The following is a 19,344-nucleotide window of genomic DNA, read 5'->3' as shown; positions in this document are numbered from 1 at the left end:
CTTTTAAATCAATCAATCGGACTAGTTTTCAATTCAACCATCGCTTTCCCTTTAAAAAAAATTAGAACGTGCTGATTCCCTTGCCATTGCAAGGCTATAAAGGGCGTGATGCCCTACCTTTTTACTTAATACACATTAAATACCCAGGTTTGACTTCAATAAATGAATTTTGATGGCTAGTCTATTTAATGAATCTTTCTAATTTTGCATCTATTCTACAATTCATACAGACAATGAAGATTAAAACCAATACCATCGTCATCAAGATCGGTTCCAATGTACTAACCATGGAGGATGGTAATCCCGACCTTAACAGGATGGCAAGCCTAGTGGACCAAATGGTCTTCCTTTTGGAAAAAGGTGTAAAAGTGGTTTTGGTCACCTCTGGCGCTGTTGCATTTGGGAGAAAATCTTTACCTCTGACTCCAAAAACCGATGCGATATCCAAAAAGCAGGTTTGGGCAGCCATAGGGCAAATAGAACTTATTCGACGCTATAAGGAATTGTTTTCAAAATATGGACATCCCATTGCCCAACTAATGGTTACAAAAGAGGATTTTCGAGACAGGACGCATTACCTTAACATGAAAAATTGCCTCGATGGTTTGTTAAAAAACAACGTGGTCCCTGTGATTAACGAAAATGATGCCGTTGCTGTAACGGAATTGATGTTTACAGATAATGATGAACTTGCCGGTCTGGTGGCAGCCATGATAGATGCTGATAGTCTGTTGCTGCTTACCAATGTTGATGGAATTTATAAAGGCCACCCTGCTGACCCAGCGTCTGAGCTGATAACATTTGTAGGCCAAAAAATGCCTGATTTAAGCCAATATATATCCACTCATAAATCCTCCTTCGGACGTGGTGGAATGCTTACAAAAATGAACATGGCAAAAAAATCTGCCAATCTTGGCATTGAAGTATTGATTGCCAATGGAAAAAAGGACAATGTACTAAACGCTTATTTCAATAAGGAGCTTAAATGCACCTACTTTGAACCAGGAAAATCTAAAGACAATCATAAAAAATGGATCGCCCATAGTGAAAACTATTCCAAAGGTGAGGTTACCATCAATGAAGGGGCTCAAAATGCATTGGTTTCGGATAAAATCACCAGTTTATTGCCAGTCGGCATTTTAGCTATTAAAGGAGAATTCCTAAAAGGGGATATTATTCGTATAGTAGATCGGTCAGGAAATAGGCTGGGTCTAGGTAAAGCGGAATACAATGCCAAAACTGCCAACGAAAAAATTGGACTTACTGGTCAGAAACCATTGATACATTATGATTACCTTTACATTTCTGAATTAAACTGATACCTATCGGTACAAACAACAGTAGTTATGGACAACCAGGAAAACATCTTTTTAAAAACACTGGAAGCAAGCAGGGATCTCTCCCTACTATCGGAAGATAAAATTAACAAAATCCTAGATGACTTGGCGATGGCAGCCATTAAATTCACCCCAGAAATCCTCGATGCCAATCAAGAGGACCTGGATCGAATGAATCCTAATGACCCCAAATACGACCGCCTTAAATTGACTGAGGAAAGGTTGGAAGAAATCGCTAGTGACCTTATCAATGTGGCTAAGCTTGATACCCCACTTGGAGATATTATTTCAGAAAGAACCTTGGTCAATGGATTAGAACTGAAAAAAATAAGGGTTCCTATTGGCGTTATAGGCATCATATATGAATCCAGGCCCAATGTAACTTTTGATGTTTTTAGCTTGTGCCTTAAAACTGGCAATGCTTTAGTACTTAAAGGAGGTTCAGATGCCTATGCCTCCAATGCCTGCATTTTAGATGTTATTCATAAAGTACTGAAAAAAAACAAAGTTTCTACAGATATCGTATGCCTTCTGCCAGCCGGAAGAGAGGTAACCAAAGCCTTACTACAAGCGGTAGGGTTTGTAGACATGATTATTCCAAGAGGAAGCCAAGGACTTATTGACTACGTAAGAGAAAACTCCAAAGTCCCAGTTATAGAAACTGGAGCAGGTATAGTACACACTTACTTTGACAAATCTGCTAACCTTGAAAAAGGTACTGAAATCATTCTTAATGCCAAAACCAGACGGGTAAGTGTTTGCAATGCGCTGGACTGTCTATTGATACATCAAAGTAGAATGGGTGATTTGGAGGAATTGACTTCTCCACTCGCTAAAAAAGAGGTAACTATCTATGCAGATGAAGAAGCCTATCAAGAATTGGAAGGAAAATATCCTGAAAACCTACTGCATCATGCCAAAGAAGAACATTTTGGTACAGAATTTCTTTCCATGACAATGTCTTTAAAAGTGGTGGAAAACATATCCGAAGCCTTGGAACACATTACTAAATACAGTAGCAAACATAGCGAAGCCATCATTGCAGAGAATGAAAAAACAATTGACCATTTTTTGAGAGCAGTAGATGCTGCAGCGGTATATGCCAATGCTTCTACAGCCTTTACCGATGGTGCTCAGTTTGGACTAGGAGCCGAAATAGGCATTAGCACCCAGAAACTACACGCACGGGGACCGATGGGCCTGGAAGAAATGACGTCTTATAAGTGGGTGATTAGAGGCGATGGACAGGTAAGGAATTAATCATTAGAGCTGCATATATTCTTAAAAACTACTGAAAAATAAAATTACTAATGACTTCAGTTTGTGTGCAAGTTAGGCCGTTTGGCCTAACTTGCACACGGGCATTGTGCCTCTATATTTTTTTTTGTTACAATGGAAGGTGAAATACTTTAGGCACGATTCGATTTAGTTGCTCATTTTTTCCCTAAAGGAAAAGATCATGGATTAAATAAGAAACTTCTAAATCACAATCATAATATCTCTTTACCAGGGAAAGACTTCGTCCAAATTTGGAAAAGTTAAACTTCATATATCTTCGGAATATAAATATTTAAAACATTTGACATTCCAGATATCGCTTTATATGTTTGTATAAACGTATTTCAAATACAGGATTTTGAAATACAAACCTCCGCTATTTAAATACCATTAGATAAACACAAATCCGTCAGGCTGAAGTGAAATATTTCATGTCCTAATCTCTAAAAGAAATTTTCTATAAACTAGTAAATTATGAAGAATCATAATTTTAGTTTAGAAATTTAAGAGACAGTTAATGACATGGCGTTTTTTATAATTGTCTTGATGCATAAGATTGTGGGAACTCATTTAAACTCAATCATAAAAAAGTCGTAATCATGGGTAGCAAAGAGATGTTGAGAGCAGTCTTATTTTTATTGACCTGCTTTGGTGGAATAACTATCACTGGTCAGAACAAAGCTTTTGGAGACATTCAGGATACTGACTTTGCTGGTCCCAATGTTACTGCATTAATACTAGTAAATGCAGACACGGACCAAGACATTGCAATAATTGAGGAAGGGGATGTATTTAACCTGAAAGAAATAGGCACTTCAAATCTAAATATAAGGGCTGAGGTAAGCGAAGGAACCGAAAGTGTTGTTTTCGGTTACCAAGGAAATTCATATTACAAAATAGAAAACCTTCCGGTTTACGCGATTGGGGGAGACAGCAAAAGTGATTATGATCCATGGCTTCCTGATATTGGTCCAAATTCTCTTAACGCTACAGCTTATTTGGGAGATAATGGGACAAAACTTTCAGGTCCACCGCTGACGGTAAATTTTGAGGTAATTGAAGAAGCAATAGAACGTCCGGCTGTGGTTCGAATCAATAGCGGTGGACCAGAAGTCACTTTTGGGGAGTCTTTTTTTATAGCCGACCAATATTTTTCAGGAAATGGAAAACCCTATATACAAAACAAGATTGCTGATATATTTGGTACCACCCAAGATGAAATTTACCTGTCAGAACGCAGCACCAATGCCAGCAAGCAGTCATTTTCCTATAAAATTCCTGTCACAAATGGGGAATATGAAATCAACCTTCATTTTGCAGAAATTTACTGGGGAGCTTCTGGAGGAGGACCAGCGGGCAGCGGAAAAAGGGTATTTGATATAAAACTTGAAGGTGAACTGATCCTTTCAGATTTTGATATAAGTGCAGAGGTAGCGCCAATGACTGCTTTGGTAAAAACCTTCACCACCACAGTCACTGACCAGTCTTTGGATTTAACCTTTACCGCATCTGCGGATCAACCAAAATTATCAGCCATTGAAGTTTTCGGTCAGGGAAGCCTACTATCGGAATCTGAAGAAATTATCATTGAAACCCTAAACATTACCAATTGTCCTACGCAAGCATTGTATGTTGGGGATGTCATTGATTTTGATGTTGCGTTTTTCCCTGCAAACACTACCAATCAGACAGTAGCTTTCACCGCAAGTGATAACGTCAGCATCGATTATCTAAGTGGTGAATTGACAGCTAATGCTCCAGGAGAAATTATTGTTACCGTGACAAGTCTTAGCGATGGAAGTGTTTCTGATCAATGCACTATCACCATTTTGGACAGCGTTGCACAGGTAGGACCGAGTGTAAACGCACTTATTTTAGTGAATGCTGACACTGACCAAGACATTGCAATAATTGAGGAAGGCGATGTATTTAACTTGGAAGAAATAGGCACTTCAAATCTTAATATAAGGGCTGAGGTAAGCGAAGATACAGAAAGTGTTGTTTTCGGTTACCAAAGAAATTCAAATTACAAAATAGAAAACCTCCCGGTTTACGCGATTGGGGGAGACAGCAAAAGTGATTATGACCCATGGCTTCCTGATATTGGTCCAAATTCTCTTAGCGCTACAGCTTATTTGGGAGATAATGGTAGCAGCCTGTCGGGAGCCACATTAATTGTGAATTTTGAGGTTCTAGAAAAGGAAAGTGTCCCAGGTGATGGAAACAATCTATCCGCGGTCGTAAGAATTAACAGTGGCGGACCTACAATTGCTTATGGAGATACACTTTATATGGCTGATGAATATTTTGAAGGAAAAGGGGCTGAGTTTATCCGAAGCTCCATTACTGAGATTCATGGTACAACTCAGGATGACCTATATAAATCGGAACGCAGGGCAACTGGAAATCTGGAGTCATTCACCTACAATATTCCTGTTAGCAACGGGGACTACTCTGTCAACTTACACTTTGCTGAAACCTACTTTGGCGCTATAAATGGCGGACAGGGCGGAACCGGAAGAAGGGTGTTTAATGTAATTATTGAAGGGGTAAATGTATTGATGGAATACGATATCAATGCAGTAGTAGACCCTATGACAGCGGTGATAGAAACTTTCAGCACAAAGGTGACGGACGGGTCTCTGGACATCCTATTTAGTGCCTCATATAATCAACCAAAGGTTTCAGCTTTAGAAGTATTTGGCGATGGACAATTGACTTTTGACCCTACGAGTTGTTCTTGGAATACCCTTAAACCTTCATCTTTAAGTAAAACAGAATCTCAAAGTGTCAAAATAAATAATAAACTGTATGTTCTGGGAGGTTTTGTGGAAAACCTTGACGTCACAGCTATTACTGAAATATATGATCCAGTTACAGATACATGGTCCAAGGGAGCTCCTATGCCTTACCCCGTCACCCACATGGGGGCTGTTCCTGTTGGGGAAGAAATATGGATATTGGCCGGTTTCGGAGGAGATCATCCGGGAATAGCTACCGACCTTGTGCAGATTTACAATACTGTTACCGATACCTGGACAACTGGCCCTTCTTTACCCCAGCCAAGAGGATCTGGAGGGGCTGTATTTAGTGGGGGGAAAATTCATTATTTCGGAGGATTACTTCCCGATAGGGTAACCGATGTCGGCGATCATTATGTAATTAATGCAAATAATATAGCGGCAGGTTGGGAAACTTTAGCCCCTCTCCCAGAACCGAGAAATCATCTTGGAGCTGCTGCAGTCAACGGAATTCTTTATGCAATTGGTGGTCAATTTGGCCATGACGATGGAGTAGATGACCAAGCCTTTTTACACGCCTATGATCCGGAAACAGATAAGTGGACAGAAAAAAATGATCTGAGATCTGATCGTTCACACTTTGAACCCGGAACTATTGTACACAATAATAAAATCATGATTGTTGGAGGTCGAAGAGGAAGTTTTATATTCAATGACATCACTGAGTATGATCCTCAAACCGACACATGGAAAGAACTTTGCCAATTACCTGCAAAGCTACTCGCTCCATCGGCAAAGATAATAGGCGATCAACTTATAGTGGCCAATGGTGGTGACAATGGTACCTGTTGCCTACTTGATCAAACGATCTCCATGCGCGTAACACCAGAAATTACTTCCGAGGTATTACGAACCCAAACGACGGCTTCCCAGGTAGCCATCAATCCTGAAAAGTCAGGAAGTATTGACACTGAAAGCTCAATGTCAGCAGGTGATGCTTTTGAAAAATCATTAACCATTTACCCAAATCCTGTAAATGACCTGTTAACAGTGAAAAGTTCCTCTCAGGACCCAATAAATATCACACTGATCTCTCCTACAGGAAAGGTTTTGATGGAGAAAAATGATGTACACCAATCAACATTCGATACCAGCAAGGTAAAAGCAGGGATGTACATTCTCATTGTGAATAATGGAGAATCCTTTAGGCGTTTTCGTTTAGTGAAAAAATAAGGGTGTAAGATAATTTGTACCATTTTTTCTTTAGTCTCACTAAAACTAAAATATGCTTTAGATCTTCTATTACAAAACCCTGGTTAAAGACTGTATATCAATTTATTTTGACCATTTTTTAAAAATATTTAGGGCACATTAATATTTCCTTAAGGCAATCTTAAGAAAGATATTGTTTATTTGCTTTGTATTTGCACCAACCAGGCCCTGGCGGGTATGTTACAAAAATGCCAATAAATGATTTGCAGTGATTTATAAACTTCATTCAGCATGAGGATTTTAATTATAGAGGACGAACCCGGAATTTCAGGCTTTTTAAAGCAGGGCTTAGAGGAAGAAGCTTATGCGGTGGATGTAGCAGATAATGGCAAAATAGGATTGGAAATGGCTCTGGAGGGGTATTATGATATTCTTTTGGTGGATTGGATGGTACCAGGATTAAGCGGGATTGAAGTTACAAGACAATTCAGAAAAGAATTTCCAGTAACCCCTATTTTGTTTATCACAGCCAAAGACACTTCAGATGAAGCTATATTTGCCTTACAAGCCGGAGCGAATGATTATATCCGAAAACCATTTAATTTTGAAGAATTACTTGCCCGCATCAGGGTACAATTGAGACCACAATCTGGGGATCAACTGTGTTTCACCTTGGGTCCTATCTGCTTATACACTGATAATCACCGTGTGGAATCCAATGGAAAGGAAGTGGTTTTGACCCAAAAGGAATTTGCGCTTTTAGAATACCTACTTCGACATAAAAACAAAGTTTGCAGAAGAAGCAGAATCATAGAAAGTGTGTGGGATATCCACTTTGACTATGACACCGGCGTGATCGATGTATTTATCAATTCATTGAGGAAAAAGCTCGGCTTAAGTAAAGACAACAATTACATCCAAACCATTAGAGGGGTAGGATACATGGCCAAGGAAGAATGAACAGGACTTACAAAAACAGGATTTCGTTCAAATTAACCATGGCCTCTGCCTTGATGATATTGATTTCATTTATCCTTATCTATATGGTGGTAAAATCTACTGTTTTAAATAATGTAGACAATAACCTTGAAAATGAAACGAATAAACATGGCGATCAAATAAAGATTGAAAATGGCCAAATAAAATTTGCGCATAAGGGGGAATGGGAAGAGGAAGAACACAATGAAATTAATTTCAATCCCATTTTTATTGAAATAGTTGATAAGGAGGGGAAGTCCATGGACAAATCACCCAATCTGGGCACCAATAATCTAAATTTCAAACCCGGCACTACTTCAGAAAACCAAGGCTTTAACCTTACTCTAAATGGACAAGAAATAAGGCAAATGCAGGTGGAATTGTTCACCAATAATGAGTTTTCAGGCTACCTTTTGCTTGCAACCTCATTTGAAGATTCTAAGCTTTTACTTTCCAATCTAAGCACCATTCTTTTTATACTTTATCCCGTGGTATTGTTGTTCCTTTTCTTGACCCTGAGAAGGCTTGCTTCAAGAAGCATACAGCCTATTATCGATATTACTCAAAAGGCCGAAATAATCACTAAGGACAACTTGAATGAAAGGCTACCTTCCTCCAAGTACAAAGATGAAATCAACAGTCTATCCGTATCTATCAACCACCTTTTGGAGCGGGTAGAAAAAGGAGTCTTAAGGGAAAAGCAATTTACCTCTGACGCTTCCCATGAATTAAGAACGCCATTGGCAATTTTAAAAGGCAATTTTGAAGTATTGATACGAAAACCAAGACCGCAGGAAGAATATGTTGAAAAAATAAAGGATGGCATTGTGATCATAGATAAACTTAATGCCATTCTTGATCAATTATTGACCCTAGCAAGACTTCAGAAAAGCCCTTCTGAGGATGAAGAAGTAGATTTGATTTTTCTAGTAAACGATATTGTAACTTCTATCTGTGAACAATACCCAGGTCGATCCATCCAACTGGAAAATAAGATCTATGAAAAATTGTACATTAAAGCCAATGAGAAATCTACAGCCATTATCATTGAAAACCTTGTTCAAAATGCCATAAAATACTCTTCTGTTGATAAAACCATCAAATTGATTTTGGAGCAGGGAACAGATGGAATCCATTTATATATTGTGGACAAGGGTATAGGTATTTCCGGTGCCGATCTTGCGAAAATTTACCAGCCTTTTTTTCGGGGAGGAAGCCATGAACTAGGTCGTATCAATGGAGCAGGGTTAGGGCTTTCCATTGTGAAAAAACTCTGTGATATATATAAGATAAATATTTCTATACTTAGCAAAAAAGGAAAGGGGACCACCATTGTCCTTCTTTTCCCTCCTGCGATTTTACATTCCTAGCGCAGCCTTAATTTTGCAAAAATCAAGTACAATCTGTACCCTACCCCTTGAATAGAGAGGGAATAGGTAGAACTGATTGTATTGACCTTGATCTAAGCACCAACAAAGCAAAATTGCAAAGGAAATGAATGTGTCTACTGAAGTGGTTTCAGTGCGCATTAGGGAAGCAATAATTTTGGAACCCAAAGAAGTAAAACAATAATAATTTAAGCGAATCTTAAGAAAAGCTTGAGAAAAGACAAGACATTGACTTTTTAACTTTGGTCAATAATTATAATCCACCGTCCCAATGTTAGAGCGAATCATCAAATACAGCATTCAGCATAAATTGATCGTCCTTTTATTTTCAGCAGCTGTAATTGCCTTTGGAAGTTATTCCCTTACTGAAATCCCAATTGGTGCTGTACCTGATATTACCAACAATCAGGTACAAATTATTACCACCTCCAGAAACCTTGCGACAGAAGATGTTGAGAAATTTTTAACCTATCCTATAGAACTGGAGATGGCCAATTTACCCAACGTCAATGAAATTCGTTCGGTGTCTAAATTTGGACTATCAGTGGTGACAGTGGTATTTGATGATAAAATAGGCACTTATCTACCCAGACAACTTATCGCTGAAAAAATCAAAGCCGCAGAAGAACAAATACCTCCAGGCTTTGGGCAGCCTTTTATGGGGCCCATCTCCACAGGCTTGGGAGAAATTTACCAATATGTAATAGAAGTTGATTCTGCTTACAAAGACCAATACTCCCTGACAGAAGTGAGGACCATCCAAGATTGGATTATCAAACGTCAACTTTCAGGCATTCCCGGCGTAATAGAAGTAAATACATGGGGAGGGTATTTGAAACAATATGAAGTAGCCATCAACCCCGAAAAACTCAGAAGCCTTAACATTACAGTAGCACAAACATTTGCTGTTTTAGAGAAAAACAACAGTATTGCAGGAGGTGGATACATAGAAAAAACGAATCAGGCTTATTTTATTAGAGGCGAAGGGCTTGCAAGTTCTTTGGAAGACATTGAAAATATAGTAATTGAAAATCGAAACGGGGTACCAATTTTCATCAGAGATGTAGCTGAAGTAGGTTTTGGGAAAGCTACTCGGTTTGGCGCAATAACTGGGAATGGCGAAGGCGAGAAAGTCTTGGGTCAGGTAATGATGTTGAAAGGGGCCAATTCCAAAGTTGTCATCAATGCAGTAAAACAAAGAGTTGAAGAAATATCCCCTTCGCTCCCACCCGGTATCAGCATTAATCCATTTCTGGAAAGAAGTGAATTGATAGATAAAACGACTTATACCATTGCAGAAAACCTTATTCTAGGATGCCTGATTGTGATTTTTGTAGTGGTTCTTTTATTGGGCAACCTGAGATCAGGACTGGTAGTTGCCTCCGTTATACCCATGTGTTTACTGTTTTCGCTTTCACTCATGTATATTTTTGGGGTGGATGCCAATTTAATGAGTCTTGGCGCTATAGACTTTGGGATCATCATAGATGGCGCAGTAATCATAGTCGAGTTCATTGCCTTTAAAATCACTTCAGAACGATCAAGTCTTCTGCATTTACCAAAAGCAGAAAGGCAAAATAGAATAGATAAAATCACGCATATAGGTGCTTCCAAAATGATGCACTCCGCGATTTTTGGACAACTAATCATTATCATTGTCTTTATCCCTATCCTTTCACTAGTAGGTGTGGAAGGCAAAATGTTTAGGCCCATGGCATTGGTCTTCTGTTTTGCATTAATTGGGGCCATCATTTTTTGTTTCACCTACGTGCCAGTAATGGCATCTCTGTTCATAAAACCTACAGACCCTAACAAAAAAAACATTTCCTCCGGACTGATTACCTTTTTAGAAGACAGGTACAGGCCTGCTATCCTCTGGTCATTGAGACAAAAAAGAATAGTAGTAGGAGTAGCATTTGCCTTGTTGGTTTCTGCAATAGTGCTTTTCTCTCAAATGGGTGGTGAGTTTATACCTACCCTAGATGAAGGAGATTTCGTAATTCAACCCGTTCTCAAAACTGGCACTTCATTAACCAATACCATTGAGATTATCACTAAGATGGAAAATATCCTTAAGGAATTCCCAGAGGTAGATCAGGTGGTTACCAGGATTGGGGCAGCAGAAGTTCCTACCGACCCGATGTCAATGGAGGAAAGTGACGTAATTATTAAATTGATACCTAGAGGTGATTGGGTAACAGCAGACAACAAAGATGATCTGGCCAACAAATTCAAGGAAGCCTTGTCCGAGATAGCTGGAGTGGAATATGAATTTACACAACCAATTGAAATGCGCTTTAATGAACTCATAACCGGTGTTCGTGCCGATTTGGCAATTAAGATTTTTGGTGAAGATTTGGACATCCTCTATGAAAAAGGACTGGAAGTAGGAAAAGCCATTCAAAATGTTGAGGGAGCAGTGGACATTACAGTAGAAAAAGTAGCGGGACTTCCACAAATGTCAGTGAAATACGATCGGCTAAAGATTGCAAAGTATGGACTGAATGTAGCTGATCTCAACGACATCCTCACCATGGGATTTGCTGGTAAATCAGCCGGAACCATTTTTGAAGGAGAAAAGAGATTTGACTTGATGATCCGCTACGATGAAAACCACCGCAAAGACATTGATAATATTGAATCTGCTTCTATTCAATTGCCAAATGGAAACCAGTTGCCACTCCGGGAATTTGCCGAAATCACTTATACCAAAGGGCCAGCACAAATATCAAGAGACAATACAAAAAGAAGAATTGTAGTTGGGGTAAATGTTAGAAACAGAGACCTTGAATCGGTAGTGGAAGATGTACAAGGAATAATAAACAGCGAAATCAAGCTTCCTGTAGGTTACACGATTGATTATGGGGGCCAGTTTGAAAACCTTAGAACAGCCAAAAATCGGCTAATAATTGCCGTGCCTATAGCATTGGTGCTCATATTTGTTTTACTATATTTTGCTTTTAATTCAGTAAAAGAAGCCCTTCTTATCTACAGTGCTATTCCTATGGCTACTGTAGGTGGTGTTGCACTTCTCTATATTCGTGACATGCCCTTTAGCATATCCGCAGGGGTGGGTTTTATTGCACTGTTCGGTATAGCCGTTTTAAATGGCATTATCTTGATAGAAGAATTTAAAGAACTGAAAGCAAATGGCGTAAATGATATCAACAGACGAATACTTTTAGGAACAAAGAACAGGTTGAGACCCGTTCTGCTCACAGCAGCCACTGATGCACTGGGATTTTTGCCCATGGCCATTTCAACTGCTGCCGGTGCTGAGGTTCAAAGACCTCTCGCAACTGTAGTAGTTGGAGGGCTAATTACTTCTACCATTCTAACGCTAATAGTATTACCCATTCTCTACGCTCTTTTTGAAAAGCGGCGCCCTTTTGCACAGGGCAAAATACCTAAAATAGCTGTTACCTTATTGTTATTGCTTTCAATCCCGCTTCTGAGTAAAGCTCAGGAGCACAAAATAGGAATAACTCAGGCTGTGGAAATTGCTGTACAAAATAACCTGGGTTTGAAAGCTTCTCAACAAAGAATTGATCAAAGTGATCAATTGATAGGGAGTGCCATAGACATTGGTAAAACAGAATTATATTATAGTAAAGACCAAAACAATCTAGCCCCCAATGACTTGGCCCTTGACGTTTGGGGCATTCAACAGTCTCTTCAATTCCCTACAGTGTACGGTGCTCAAAGGAAGGTTATGCAAGGAAAATCACAATTGGTCCGAGATAAATACGAAATGGACCTTTTTCTTTTGACCAAAGAGGTAACCAGAACCTACTATGAAAATATTTATTGGCAGGAAATGCTGAAAAATTATCTCTATTTGGATAGTTTGTACACCCAATTTCAGCATGCTGCTACCAGAAGGTACGATCAAGGCGAGTCAAACTATTTGGAAAAACTAACAGCAGACACTAAAAAGAAAGAAATTTCCCTGATGTTAAATCGAATAAGAGAAAGCATAAAAAAATCAGTTATCGATTTAAATCAATGGCTACAATCCGATTCTACCTACATGGTACAAGATGAACGCTTGGAGAGAATTGCTTTAAGCCCTCTTAGGATGGAAGAACATCCAACCATCAACTTCTATACGGATGCCATGAAGCTTTCTGGGAGTAATTATAACTTGGAAAGACAAAAATTACTTCCTGATTTAAATCTTTCAATTTTTCAAGGAATGAACAATGGCGCAGGAAGACAAACTTATTCAGGTTTTCATCTTGGGGTTGCTGTTCCGTTATGGTTTGGCTACCAAAAATCAAAAATAGCCGCTGCAAAAACTGAAATAAGAATAATGGAATCTGAGCGTAATAATTACGAAATACAACTGGAATCTAGGTACCAGGCTTTGCTTTCCGACCTTAAGCATTTTGAAGAGGAACTGAATTATTATGTAGAAACAGGTAAGAAATTAGCTGAAGAAACATTGTTCCATGCCAATGAGGCTTTTCAGAATGGTGAAATAAATTTTCTTCAATACACCCAGTTTTTAGAAAATTCCAAAACCATTGAATCCAATTATCTCCATTCTCTTTTCCAATACAATAACACTGTCTTGGAGGCGAACTACTTAATGAATTTATAATATAAAATAATCAAACCATGAAAAATCATGCGCTAGTTTATATAACGTTTGCTTCTATACTGTTTTTTGGATCCTGCTCCTCTCAATCAGATATACCCGAAGAAGAAGCAGAACCCCTACAAGAGGGGACTTATGTCCTAACTGCCAATCAATTCAAGTCCTCTAATATGGAGTTGGGGATATTTGAGATGGCATCATTTCACCAGGTGGTAAAAGCTATCGGAAAATTTGATGTACCCCCAGAAAACAATGCTGCCGTAAGTTCCTATTTCTCAGGAACCATCAAGGATATCCGCTTGCTACCCGGTGAAAAAGTTAAAAAGGGACAAAAACTTTTTACACTGGAAAATCCTGATTTTGTACAAATCCAACAGGATTATTTAGAAGCTAAAGGGCAACTCACTTATCTAAAATCAGACTATGAAAGACAGAAAAACCTTGCCCAAGACAATGTAACTTCTCAGAAAAATTACCTGAAGGCAGAGTCAGACTATATAGTGACAAATGTCAAGGCAGAATCACTTGCAAAAAAATTACAACTGATGAATATTGATCCAAACTCTCTAAGCTTGGAAAATATACGTTCCACCATACAAATAAATTCACCTATTGAAGGATATGTAACCCAAGTGCATGCTATGAGGGGTAAATTTTTAAATCCTTCAGAAACAGCCATTTCCATAGTTGACACTGATCACATGCACCTGGAATTAAATGTTTTCGAGAAGGACTTGTCAAAGATTCAAAAAGGCCAGCCCATCGTATTTAAAATACAGGAGGATGACAGTAAGGAATATGAAGCTTTTGTCTATTTGGTAAATAAAGTCGTAGATCCTGAAAATCGAACCATTGGTATACATGGTCACTTATCAGACGAAAAAATTACCGAGAGATTTAATCCGGGAATGTATGTGGAAGCTGAAATTTACGCAACTACTGCTACCAAGATATCCTTACCCCAAGATGCATTAGTAGATATTGATGGGGAATTTTATGTATTGGTTCTCAAGCATTTTTCTAAAAATGAGTACACTTTTATGAAAAGAAAAGTAAAAACCCGATTGTCAAATGAAGGGAACGTAGAGATTTTGAATCATCAAGAATTTTCTGAAGGTGCTCAATTTCTGGTAAAAGGAGCGTTTAATATCATTACCGATTAAATACGGTAAACTCGGGTATGTTTTACCCAGGTTCTAAGGTGGATGAAAGCCTTTGTGACATTGTAGCAGAATGAAGGCAGCAGTACCGCCAAAAACTTATAAGGTACAATCACATAACCACGGGTTTCACCCGTGGTTTTTATATTACGCTCTTTCTAAGGCTAGTGAATTAGAAACAATGACCATTTAAACAGTCTTTAAAGCGTTAATTAAATTTCCAGTAATTTCCAACTGAAATACCCTTATAAGCCCAAAAGGAAATCCTGGAATTCCTGGGTGTTGAAATTGCTCATTCCTTCCTGATAAAAGACTATCTTACCCTCAGGACTTACCACCAATGTAGTAGGTATCGCCTGACTTTGCAGGGATTGGTTTAATCCATAGGCAGCGTGGACAATGGGAAATGAATATTCCTTTTTCTCCACCAGCTTTTTGCTTTTATTAAAGTCATCGTCTAAGGCTATCATTAGAAACACCAGGTCTTCTTCTCCATTAACCTTGTCATACAGATCAGAAATATGAGGCATTTCTGCCCGACAGGGAGGACACCAGGTGGCCCAAAGGTTAATGAAAATGGTTTTGCCCTTAAACTGAGATAGGCCCACCCGGTTACCATTCGTGTCTACAAATTGCCCAGCATAATCAAAATCTTCCTTTTCTTTGTTCTCCAATAGAACCTTAGGCTTAATCAGTCCTGTTGATAAAATCATGGATTGAAGCCCTCCGGCTATTGGGGTAATGAGGCCAGTAAAGTATAAAATGCCAAATACCCCCAACATTATCCCCCAACTTTTTATCTCTTTTCTCCAATTCATAGGTTTCAATTTTATGTAAAGGTAAAACCTGATTTTTTAGTAATTGGTAACAAATCTCACATTGAAAATTACCGAAATAAATAGGTTTTGTTTACCTTCGTACTAAAACGAACCCTATGAAGACAAAGTTATCAATTACCGCTTTTTTTGCCGTTTTATTAATGTTTAGCGCTTTCAAAGGAAATGCGCAAGTGCATGTTGGCCTCTATCATGAGGGCGTACTTAGCCATATAGGGGTAGGAACGGACCCCGAAAAGAAAATATTCGGAGAAGCCAGGTTATTTGCAGGGGGTATCCTAAATCCTATTATGGGAGTAGAAGCTTTGGGACATTATAATTTTCGCCAAACAGATTGGTATAACCTGCATGCAGGATTGATGATCGGATATACTCAATTTATCAATGACATACGTGTAGGTGCCCCAGTAGGATTAAGCTTTAAACCTATCGCAAACCATCGCCAATTTACTTTATTGCTTGAAGGAACGCCTATGTATGGCCCCTATGATTTCACCATCAGGGCATTGATAGGATTGCGCTATACCCTAAGTAAGGAATACTGAAAAGTACTGTGCCAATTTTAAGACTTGGGAAAAATGTAATGAAACGTTACGAAGGTGGAGATTTTGTCAGCATTGTTGCAGGTAAAAAGCAACAATACCGCCAAAATCTTTAAATGTTCAATTACTAATCCACGGGCTCACACCCGTGGCTATAATATTACACCCCTTTAGGGCTAAAGAAATAGCAATGAAGTTACTGACTTCAAATTGATTCCATCTGTTAACAGAAGATCTATTTCATATTTAGGTTTAATACCCATATTTCTTTCCCCAGAGCTTTTGAAGGTTTTTCCTCAAATCATTCTCTCGGGCATTGGCACCAGGATCATATAATTTGGTGCCTTTGATTTTGTCTGGAAGGAATTCCTGAAGCGCAAAATTATTTTCGTAATCGTGTGAATATTTATACGCTTTCCCATAATTTAAGTCTTTCATCAACTTGGTAGGCGCATTGCGCAGGTGAAGGGGGACAGGCAGGTCTCCCTCCTGTTTTACCATTGCCTGGGCCTTATTGATGGCCATGTAACTTGCATTGCTTTTTGCAGAGGAAGCCAAATAAGTAACACATTGGGACAAGATAATTCGGGATTCGGGATATCCGATAACATTCACCGCCTGAAAGCAATTGGTCGCAAGCAAAAGTGCATTCGGGTTGGCATTTCCGATGTCCTCAGAAGCCAATATAAGTAACCTTCGGGCGATGAACTTAACATCCTCTCCCCCTTCTATCATTCTAGCCAACCAATAGACAGCCGCATTGGGGTCAGACCCTCTGATGGATTTTATAAATGCCGAAATGATGTCATAATGTTGCTCTCCTGATTTGTCATACAGGGCTACTTTTTGTTGGGCGACCTTCATGACCATGTCATTTTCGATCACGATTTCCTCATCTTGGAAATTGTCTATAACAATTTCCAGTAGGTTTAGCAGCTTCCTACCATCACCTCCTGATATTCTAAGCAGGGCATCCGTCTCTTTGAGTACAACCTTTTTTTTCTTTAGTACATTGTCTTTTTCCAATGCCTGATGCATCATGGCTTCTAATTCCTCCTTACCCAGTGGGTTGAGGGTGAAAATCTGACACCTGGAGAGCAAAGCGGCGTTGACCTCAAAGGAAGGGTTTTCTGTGGTAGCACCAATAAGTCTGATGACTCCTTTTTCCACCGCTCCCAAAAGCGCATCTTGTTGAGATTTATTGAACCGATGGATTTCATCAATGAATAGCACGACTCCAAGCTGGTATTTGGCTTTTTGGATTACTTCTCTGATATCCTTTACGCCCGAACTGACGGCACTCAAGGTGTAGAAAGGGGCTTTTACTTCATTGGCAATGATATTGGCAATGGTTGTTTTCCCTACTCCAGGAGGTCCCCATAATATCAATGAAGGAATAGCACCTGATTTGATGGCTTTGTGAAGGAATGTATTGGGCCCAGACAAATGATCCTGCCCTATCAATTGATCTAATTTAGTAGGGCGCATCCTTTCGGCTAAAGGGGTCTGTTCCATAGTATTTTTTTCTATTGACTAGGTATTGGAATTATTCAAAAATTCATTTTTTCCAAAGCTTTAATCTGCTTTCGAAGGCCTCCAGGTGTTGGTCCGTAAAATCCATATGGGTAACCATCCTGATCTGGTCTTTGCCGAATTTCACGGCCCAGATATTTCTTTCCGTGAGTTCTTCCAAAAAAGACTCGGGACTAATTTGTTCCAATCGGGCAATAACAATATTAGTCGTGACGGGCAAAATTTCTTTGACGAAAGGCGTTTGTTGTAAAATGGCTGCAATGGCTTTCGCTCTTTCGTGATCATCTTCCAGCCTGAAAACATTATGATCCAAAGCATATATTCCTGCAGCGGCAAGCAGGCCCGCCTGTCTCATGCCTCCGCCCAAAGCTTTTCTGATCTTTCTAGCCTTCTTTATGTCTGCCTGACTTCCCAATAATACAGAACCTACAGGGCAACCCAATCCTTTACTTAGGCATACAGATATGGTATCAAACATCTTCCCCCAATCAAAGGGTCGTTCACCAGTGGAGATGAGGGCATTAAAAATTCTAGCACCATCCAAATGGAGTTTTAACTCCGTCTCCTTACACAGCTGCCTGATGGGTCTTACCTCCTCGAGTGTATACACGCTTCCCCCCCCTTTGTTCATCGTGTTTTCCAAAGACACCATAGTAGTTTCTGGCAAATGATCATCATCCGGATTAATGACTTGGCGAATGGCTTCCGCATCAATTTTACCGAATTTTCCCTCCAATAGCTTTACAGAAGCAAGGCTATTGGACATAATCCCACCGCCTTCATACAAATAGATATGGGAAGATTTATGGCATATAATTTCTGTTTGAGGTCTGGTATGTAACTTGATGGCTATCTGGTTGGTCATTGTTCCAGAAGGACAAAATAAACCTGCTTCCATACCGAACATTCCAGCCAGCTTCTCTTCTAATATTTTCACGGTAGGATCCTCTCCAAACACATCATCGCCCAGGCCAGCATTTAGCATGGCCTCTTTCATTGCTTGAGTGGGCAAGGTCAAAGTATCAGACCTAAGATCTATCCTCAATTTATTATCCATCGTTATTTTTTTTATAGGTCTGTCCAAATCTGGTGCGGGTCTTTATATCCAGTAAACCCTCAATATCTGAAAGTTCTATATTCAAGGCATTATTGGAAATTTGTATTTCCGCCAACGAGATGCCCAATGAAATTAATAGGGAAAGCATACTGGCCATAAACACCCAATTGGCTGCGGTATCGAAATCCTGGTACAATAAAAACATACAAATCACACAAAGGAAAAAACTGATGACGCCATAAGTCTGCATGTTTTTTATCATGGTCAGCCTTTTCTTAAGGTTTTTGATCTGACCAATAATGACCTCCTCTCCCATGCTATCTTCCTTGTATTCTTTATGTAACCCTCTGATTAAATTGGCCATTGCTAAAAACCGATTGGTATAGGCCAACATGAGCAATGTGATGGCGGAAAAAAGCAAGGCTGGTGTAGAAAGCGTTAGCTCCATAATTTAATTCATTTAAAATTTTAGTATTAACCATTTTGTATGGTATCGAAGCTACCTTAAACTCTGGAAATCATGGTAAACTTAAACCAAACAACCTTTAGTCTATCGCTTCAATTTACTAGGTGGAAATTCAACTAACCCTAATAAATCCAACGAAATCGAGAGCTAAACCACAATTTAAACTAAAATAAAAACCCCGTCAAATCAATGACGGGGTCCAATATATATTTTTAG

At 39.2% G+C, this 19,344-nt stretch carries 12 protein-coding genes; 8 read left to right on the top strand and 4 right to left on the bottom strand.

Going from position 1 to position 19,344, the window contains the following annotated elements; translation table 11 throughout:
• The first annotated feature begins 233 nt into the window (after positions 1 to 233).
• From proB to AAC073_RS03855, 7 genes are all read left to right on the top strand, one after another.
• Positions 234 to 1,319: a glutamate 5-kinase gene (gene proB / locus AAC073_RS03885; protein WP_339922525.1), complete on the top strand. Its 1,086-nt coding sequence runs from the start codon at positions 234 to 236 to the stop codon at positions 1,317 to 1,319.
• A 27-nt stretch (positions 1,320 to 1,346) separates the two neighbouring features.
• Positions 1,347 to 2,597, top strand: coding sequence for a glutamate-5-semialdehyde dehydrogenase (locus AAC073_RS03880; protein WP_339922524.1), 1,251 nt, complete (start codon positions 1,347 to 1,349; stop codon positions 2,595 to 2,597).
• Positions 2,598 to 3,214: 617 nt separating this feature from the next.
• Positions 3,215 to 6,589, top strand: a complete 3,375-nt coding sequence (locus AAC073_RS03875) for a malectin domain-containing carbohydrate-binding protein (protein ID WP_339922523.1) — start codon at positions 3,215 to 3,217, stop codon at positions 6,587 to 6,589.
• Between the two features lie 270 nt (positions 6,590 to 6,859).
• Positions 6,860 to 7,528 carry a response regulator transcription factor gene (locus AAC073_RS03870; RefSeq protein ID WP_339922522.1) on the top strand — a complete coding sequence of 223 codons (669 nt, stop codon included), beginning with the start codon at positions 6,860 to 6,862 and terminating at the stop codon, positions 7,526 to 7,528.
• Positions 7,525 to 8,916 (top strand): HAMP domain-containing sensor histidine kinase, encoded by a 1,392-nt coding sequence (locus AAC073_RS03865; protein WP_339922521.1) that lies wholly within the window; start codon positions 7,525 to 7,527, stop codon positions 8,914 to 8,916. Before AAC073_RS03870 ends, AAC073_RS03865 begins: the two co-directional genes overlap by 4 nt.
• Positions 8,917 to 9,205: 289 nt before the next feature.
• Positions 9,206 to 13,537, top strand: a complete 4,332-nt coding sequence (locus AAC073_RS03860; protein ID WP_339922520.1) for a CusA/CzcA family heavy metal efflux RND transporter — start codon at positions 9,206 to 9,208, stop codon at positions 13,535 to 13,537.
• 17 nt (positions 13,538 to 13,554) lie between these two features.
• Complete coding sequence (locus AAC073_RS03855) at positions 13,555 to 14,697, top strand: efflux RND transporter periplasmic adaptor subunit (protein ID WP_339922519.1); 1,143 nt, start codon at positions 13,555 to 13,557, stop codon at positions 14,695 to 14,697.
• Positions 14,698 to 14,939: 242 nt separating this feature from the next.
• On the opposite strand, the gene AAC073_RS03850 is transcribed toward AAC073_RS03855, so the two are convergent.
• Positions 14,940 to 15,512: a TlpA disulfide reductase family protein gene (locus AAC073_RS03850; RefSeq protein ID WP_339922518.1), complete on the bottom strand. Its 573-nt coding sequence runs from the start codon at positions 15,510 to 15,512 to the stop codon at positions 14,940 to 14,942.
• Positions 15,513 to 15,628: 116 nt separating this feature from the next.
• Between AAC073_RS03850 and AAC073_RS03845 the strand changes: the two genes are divergently transcribed.
• Positions 15,629 to 16,075 carry a hypothetical protein gene (locus AAC073_RS03845; protein WP_339922517.1) on the top strand — a complete coding sequence of 149 codons (447 nt, stop codon included), beginning with the start codon at positions 15,629 to 15,631 and terminating at the stop codon, positions 16,073 to 16,075.
• 249 nt (positions 16,076 to 16,324) lie between these two features.
• Here the strand turns inward: AAC073_RS03845 and AAC073_RS03840 are convergent, their stop codons facing one another.
• Genes AAC073_RS03840 through AAC073_RS03830 form a run of 3 tightly spaced genes read right to left on the bottom strand, consistent with a single transcriptional unit; the run spans position 16,325 to position 19,110 of the window.
• Positions 16,325 to 17,587: a replication-associated recombination protein A gene (locus AAC073_RS03840; RefSeq protein WP_339922516.1), complete on the bottom strand. Its 1,263-nt coding sequence runs from the start codon at positions 17,585 to 17,587 to the stop codon at positions 16,325 to 16,327.
• Between the two features lie 43 nt (positions 17,588 to 17,630).
• Complete coding sequence (locus AAC073_RS03835; protein WP_339922515.1) at positions 17,631 to 18,662, bottom strand: GntG family PLP-dependent aldolase; 1,032 nt, start codon at positions 18,660 to 18,662, stop codon at positions 17,631 to 17,633.
• Positions 18,655 to 19,110 carry a DUF2721 domain-containing protein gene (locus AAC073_RS03830; RefSeq protein ID WP_339922514.1) on the bottom strand — a complete coding sequence of 152 codons (456 nt, stop codon included), beginning with the start codon at positions 19,108 to 19,110 and terminating at the stop codon, positions 18,655 to 18,657. The genes AAC073_RS03835 and AAC073_RS03830 overlap by 8 nt, the downstream gene beginning before the upstream one ends.
• Positions 19,111 to 19,344: the final 234 nt, after the last annotated feature.

The sequence above is a fragment of the uncultured Cyclobacterium sp. genome, from assembly GCF_963977555.1.
GTDB lineage: Bacteria > Bacteroidota > Bacteroidia > Cytophagales > Cyclobacteriaceae > Cyclobacterium.
Note: the sequence above shows the minus strand (reverse complement) of the source record. Positions and strands in the feature narration are given on the sequence as shown.